Annotated in this window: 5 protein-coding genes; 3 read left to right on the top strand and 2 right to left on the bottom strand. The window is 72.9% G+C overall.

Going from position 1 to position 5,122, the window contains the following annotated elements; translation table 11 throughout:
* Nucleotides 1-43: 43 nt before the first annotated feature.
* The gene (locus A6Q79_RS04760; RefSeq protein ID WP_067861062.1) at nt 44-625 is read left to right on the top strand and encodes a M23 family metallopeptidase; all 582 of its coding nucleotides are present in this window, start codon (nt 44-46) and stop codon (nt 623-625) included.
* Nucleotides 626-681: 56 nt separating this feature from the next.
* On the opposite strand, the gene A6Q79_RS04755 is transcribed toward A6Q79_RS04760, so the two are convergent.
* Nucleotides 682-1,827, bottom strand: a complete 1,146-nt coding sequence (locus A6Q79_RS04755; protein WP_067861060.1) for an MFS transporter — start codon at nt 1,825-1,827, stop codon at nt 682-684.
* A gap of 48 nt (nt 1,828-1,875) precedes the next feature.
* Nucleotides 1,876-3,351: a hypothetical protein gene (locus A6Q79_RS04750; protein ID WP_289016727.1), complete on the bottom strand. Its 1,476-nt coding sequence runs from the start codon at nt 3,349-3,351 to the stop codon at nt 1,876-1,878.
* A gap of 65 nt (nt 3,352-3,416) precedes the next feature.
* Between A6Q79_RS04750 and A6Q79_RS04745 the strand changes: the two genes are divergently transcribed.
* Both A6Q79_RS04745 and A6Q79_RS04740 read left to right on the top strand, forming a co-directional pair.
* Nucleotides 3,417-4,109 (top strand): DedA family protein, encoded by a 693-nt coding sequence (locus A6Q79_RS04745; protein WP_289016726.1) that lies wholly within the window; start codon nt 3,417-3,419, stop codon nt 4,107-4,109.
* Nucleotides 4,106-4,996 carry an ABC transporter substrate-binding protein gene (locus tag A6Q79_RS04740; RefSeq protein ID WP_289016725.1) on the top strand — a complete coding sequence of 297 codons (891 nt, stop codon included), beginning with the start codon at nt 4,106-4,108 and terminating at the stop codon, nt 4,994-4,996. The genes A6Q79_RS04745 and A6Q79_RS04740 overlap by 4 nt, the downstream gene beginning before the upstream one ends.
* The last annotated feature ends 126 nt before the right edge of the window (nt 4,997-5,122 follow it).

The raw sequence follows: 5,122 nt of genomic DNA, 5'->3' as shown, positions 1-5,122 counted from the left end.
GCGACGGCTCGACCCACGAGCCCCTCGACGGCAGGAGCACCTCATGAACCGACGATCAGCACTCACCTCGACCCTGGCGGCGATCGCCCTCTGTGCGGGCGCCGCCGTGTCGAGCACGGCCGCAACGGCGGGACCAGCCGAGTCCTCCGTGGCGGCGGGAGCGTCGATCGCCGCCGCCGAGCGACCCTCGCTCGAGGTCCCGTTCCCCTGCGGTCAGGAGTGGCGCGGCAACACCCGCAAGAACCACGACCCGTTGAACGCGATCGACTTCAACCTGCCGACCGGCGGCGACAGCGACCTCGGCAAGCCGGTCCAGGCGAGCAACGGCGGTCGCGTCACGTTCGCGGGCAACAAGGGGACGGGCTACGGCCTCACCGTCGACATCTATCACGCGAACGGCTGGTCGACTCGTTACGCCCACCTCAGCAAGGTGGACGTCGAGGTCGGTCAGATGGTCAAGGCCACCAGCGGCATCGGCCGGGTCGGCAAGAGCGGAGGCCAGTCGTCGGCGCACCTGCACTACGAGCAGCGCTACAACGACACCGCCGCCGGGATCTACTTCAAGACCACGAAGGCGAAGTACTGGGGCGACGCCATGTACACGCGCACCACGATGTGCAGCTGACGGGCTCCCCGACCGTCGGGTCCGTGGACCCGGCGGCCGGCCCGCGCGTGGTCCCGTCAGCCGACGCGGGTCGCCCGCGGACCGTCGAAGGCGCGTGACAGCAGCAGGATCGGCGCGACCAGCACGAGCGGCACGAGGAACGCCACCCGCAGCCAGCCGCCCTGCGCGACGGCACCGATCACCGCGCCACCGAGGATCGCGCCCATGTAGTTGGCGATGTTCATCCGGGCGATCGCCGCGTCGGCGGCCTCCGGGGGGACGGCGGCGCCGACGGCAGCGAACGCGAGCGGGGCGATGACCGCGATCCCGAGGCCCGCGACGAGGAAGCCGGGCACCGCCAGCACCGCGACCGGCGCGGCCAGCACGACGGCGAAGCCGACGACACCGAGGAACGCACCGCCCGCGACCACCCGGGCTGCACCCACCCTGCGCACCAGCTGGTCGCCGAGGAGACGCGAGACGAGGGCTCCGACCTGGTACGCCGCGTACCCGAGCGGGACCAGCCAGCTCGCCGCGCCGAGCGCCTGCTGCAGGTACACCGCACTCCACGAGCCGGTACCGGTGTCGGCCGAGTAGAACAGGCAGATCACCAGGCCGAACAGCAGGACGGGTCGCCAGGGGACAGGGATCGTCGCGGCGGCCGCGAGGTCGTCGACCTGCGTCCCCGGCGCGTCCGCTGCGAGGTGGCGGGCCGAGGCGACGGCGAGCGCGACGACGACCACCGCCACGACCGACAACCCGACGCCCAGGGGCAGACCGAGCGCGGCGTAGCCGGCGCCGACGATGCCGCCGACGCTCCAGCACGCGTGGAACCCGGTCATCACGCTGCGTCCCCGCAGCGCCTCCACCCGCACGCCCTGCATGTTCATGCTGGCGTCGACCCCGCCGAGCGCCACGCCGTAGACGGTGAACGCCGCGATGAGCAGCGGGTACGAGGGCGCCCAGCCGACCAGTGCGGCCCCCGCGCCGATGCCCACCAGCGAGGTCGTCAGGGCCGTCCCGCTCGAGCGTCGAGTGGCCAGGACACCCGCGAGCACGCTGCCGAGTCCCGCCACGACGGCGACCCCCACGAGAAGGACCGTCACGTCGCCCTCGCCGAGGTCGAACCTGTCCTGCAGGCGCGGCGTCTGCGTGACGAGCGCGGCGAACGTGAAGCCCTGGAGCAGGAAGCCGGCGCTCACGGCGACGCGGGTCCGGTCCATGCCGTCAGGGTAGGACCACGGAGGGGCACCCGCCCTGTCCTGCCCAGCTCACTGGTACGTGACGAGATCCGGTCGGGGCCTGACGTCGCGCCAGGTCTGTGGCACGGTGAGCATCGGCTCGTCCTCGTCGAGGAAGTTCTTCCAGCCCCAGTGGACGCCCTTCGGCGACCCCTGACGGATCGTGTTCCAGGTGCCGATCTTCGCGCCCGGCGTGCCCTGGCCGTCGACGTGGACCACGGTCGACAGCTCGGGGTGGCCGACGTCGAGGGTGCTGCGGTCGCGGATCATCGACGTCGAGAACTGGTGGAGCACGAAGAGCTTCTGCGGCAGTCGGCGCTCGCGGGTCAGCTCGGCCAGCCAGTCGGCCACGGCGTTCACCTCCGAGGCGCCGACCGACCCGATCTGGGTGAGGTGCTTCTGGTCGCGCGCGAGCCGCCACTCGGGATCGAGCGCGAGGCCGACGTGCGGGCGCTCCAGCAGCGAGCGGTAGCGCTTGGCCTGGGCGAGGAAGTCGGTCCGGCCGGGCTGCAGGTCGATCACGACGTACTGGCCGGCCTTCTCGGCCGCCTCCACGAGCGGCCGCAGGTCGCGGACGCTGCTCTCGGCGGAGTAGTCGCCATCGTCCCCGGCCTCGGAGGAGGCGACGGTCGCGATGATCTCCAGCGCGGGGACGACGGGCTGGTCCGAGAGCTCCTGGTACTCGCGCGCCAGCCGCGCGGCTCGGCGCACCGTCGCCGCAGTGCCCTGCTCACCGAGCAGGCCGAGGGACGGGGTGCCGGGATGGCCGTAGAGCGCGACCACGTGACGCCCCGGGAACACGAGCAGTCCGCCGCCCGGCTGGGTCAGGTCGCGGCGCACCGCGGTGACCTCGTAGCCGAGGCCGCGTCGGAAGGTCGTCCCGACGCCGACCACGGGCGCGTCGGGCTGGTCACGCAGCGCACGGATCGCGCGTCGGTCCGCGCGCGGGTCGCCGCCCTTCACCCCGACGACGGTCGCGCCGGCAGCGCGGGCGGTGCCGACGGAGGTGAGGTCGGCACCGGGCGCGTGGACGAGCACCACGACGTCCTGGTCGCGGGGCGAGGTACGCGGGATCCGGGCCACGGCGCGGTCGACGTCGGCCTGGTCGTCACCGACGAGACGACGTCCGGGCAGGTCGGGCCAGTTCGCGTCCTTCGGCCCGACGGCGAGCGTCGTGCGCACGCCGAGACGGTCGAGCTCGGCGCGGGTGGTGGGTCCGACGAGCAGCACGGGGACGCCCAGGCGCGCGGCCACCTTCACGGACCGCTGCTGGGAGCGGGCGCTGCGGGCCGACACGATGGCCACGTCCGAGCGTTCGAACAGCCGCCGGGAGGTGCCGACGGCGTTCTGGGCAGGAGTGCGGCCCGCCACGACGTCGACCGCCCGCGACGGTGTGCGGAACGTCGTCGCCGCGTCGCCGTCCTCGTCGTGGCCGCCGGTGCAGCCGGAGAGCAGGAGGAGGGTCGCGGTGAGCACGGTGGCGCTGCGTGTGACCCGAGATCGCATACCGCGACGGTAGCCCCGGGTCCGTGTCGGACCCTGGCTCGGGTGCGCGCAGGTACCCTCGCCTGGTGATCAGCGCAGCCGTGACGTCCGCCCTCGTGCAGTCCGCCACCTCGACGGGTCCGGACAGCGGCCTGGCCGGTCTGACGGTCGACCTGATGGAGAAGCTGGGCCTGTTCGGCGTGGCCCTCGCGGTCGGCGCTGACAACATCTTCCCGCCGATCCCGAGCGAGATCATCCTGCCGCTGGCCGGCTTCGCCGCCGCGCAGGGCACCTTCAGCCTTGCGGGAGCGCTGTTCGCGACGACGGCGGGCTCGGTGATCGGCGCGGCGATCCTCTACTGGTTGGGCCGCGCCTACGGCCGCGACCGCACGGTGTGGGTGTTCGAGAAGGTGCCGCTGCTGAAGGTCAGCGACCTCGAGCGGACGGAGGCGTGGTTCGCGAAGCACGGGACGAAGGCGATCTTCTTCGGCCGGATGGTCCCGATCTTCCGCAGCCTGATCTCGCTTCCCGCGGGCGTGGAGCGCATGTCGTTCGGCCTGTTCCTGGCGCTGACGACGGCGGGCAGCCTGATCTGGAACAGCATCTTCGTGGTGGCCGGCTACCGGCTGGGCGAGAACTGGGAGCAGGTCGAGCCGTATGCCGACACGTTCCAGAAGGTAGTGATCCTGGCGGTCCTGCTCGTCATCGCCGTGTTCGTGGTGGTGCGGGTGCGGCAGCTGCCGCGCTACCCGCGGCGCCGTCCCCGCCGCCCCCAGTGAGCGACGCGCGCAGGATCGCGTCGCTGCTGCCGTCGGCGACGGAGATCGTCTACGCCCTGGGTCTGCAGCACCGGCTCGCGGCCGTCACGTTCGAGTGCGACGAGCCGGTGTCGGCGCGGACGGAGCACCGCGTGGTGGTGACGGGCGCCGACACGAGCGGGTGGACGCCGGGCGAGATCGACGCTTACGTGCGGGCGCGGCGTGAGGAGGGTGTCGACCTCTACACCCTCGACGAGGGTGCGCTCGCCGACGTCGACCCGGACCTCGTCCTGACGCAGGACCTGTGCCGGGTGTGCGCCCTGCCGACCGACCGGGTGGACGAGGCACTGGCACACCTCGGGTGCAGCGCCGAGGTGCTGACGCTCGACCCGCACACGTTGGACGACGTGCTGGTGTCGGTGGAGCAGGTGGCTGCCGCGGCTGGTGTCGTCGACCGCGGCCGTGCGGTGGTGGCGGGTCTGCGCGGGAGGCTGGCCGACGTGGAGGCCCGTGTGGCTGGCCGCCAGCGTCCTCGGGTGTCCGTGGTCGAGTGGGTGGACCCGCTCTTCACGGGCGGTCACTGGATCCCGGACCAGGTGGCAGCCGCCGGTGGCGAGCCCGTCGGGATGCACGAGGGGACGCCGTCGGGTCCGTCGGGTTGGGACGCGCTGCGGGCGGAGCGTCCCGAGGTGGTCCTGGTGGCACCGTGCGGCTTCGGCCTCGACGGCGCCGCCGAGCAGGCCGAGGTCGTCGTGCGGGAGCTCCCGGACACCCAGGTGTGGGCCGTCGACGGCAACGCCGTGGTGGTGCGACCCGGTCCGCGACTCGTGGACGGGGTCGAGGCGTTCGCGTCGGTGCTGCACCCGGAGGTGTTCGACCGCTCCGCACTCGTCCGCCGCGTGCGGTAGCGGCTCAGCCGGCTCGGGTGCGGCGGGGGCTGGTGCGTTGGGTGCGCAGGGTGCGGTGGGTCTGGTGGGTGTCGGGGTCGATGGTGAAGAACCCTTGGTGCACCGCTGAGTGACATCTCGGACAGA

Source organism: Aeromicrobium sp. REDSEA-S32_B7 (genome assembly GCF_001626145.1).
Lineage (GTDB): Bacteria > Actinomycetota > Actinomycetes > Propionibacteriales > Nocardioidaceae > Aeromicrobium > Aeromicrobium erythreum.
Note: the sequence above shows the minus strand (reverse complement) of the source record. Positions and strands in the feature narration are given on the sequence as shown.

Bases quoted from the DNA above. Each gene is read 5' to 3' on its own strand.
- A6Q79_RS04760 (WP_067861062.1), top strand. From the start codon at position 44: ATGAACCGACGATCAGCACTCACCTCGACCCTGGCGGCGATCGCCCTC.
- A6Q79_RS04750 (WP_289016727.1), bottom strand. From the start codon at position 3,351: ATGCGATCTCGGGTCACACGCAGCGCCACCGTGCTCACCGCGACCCTC.
- A6Q79_RS04755 (WP_067861060.1), bottom strand. From the start codon at position 1,827: ATGGACCGGACCCGCGTCGCCGTGAGCGCCGGCTTCCTGCTCCAGGGC.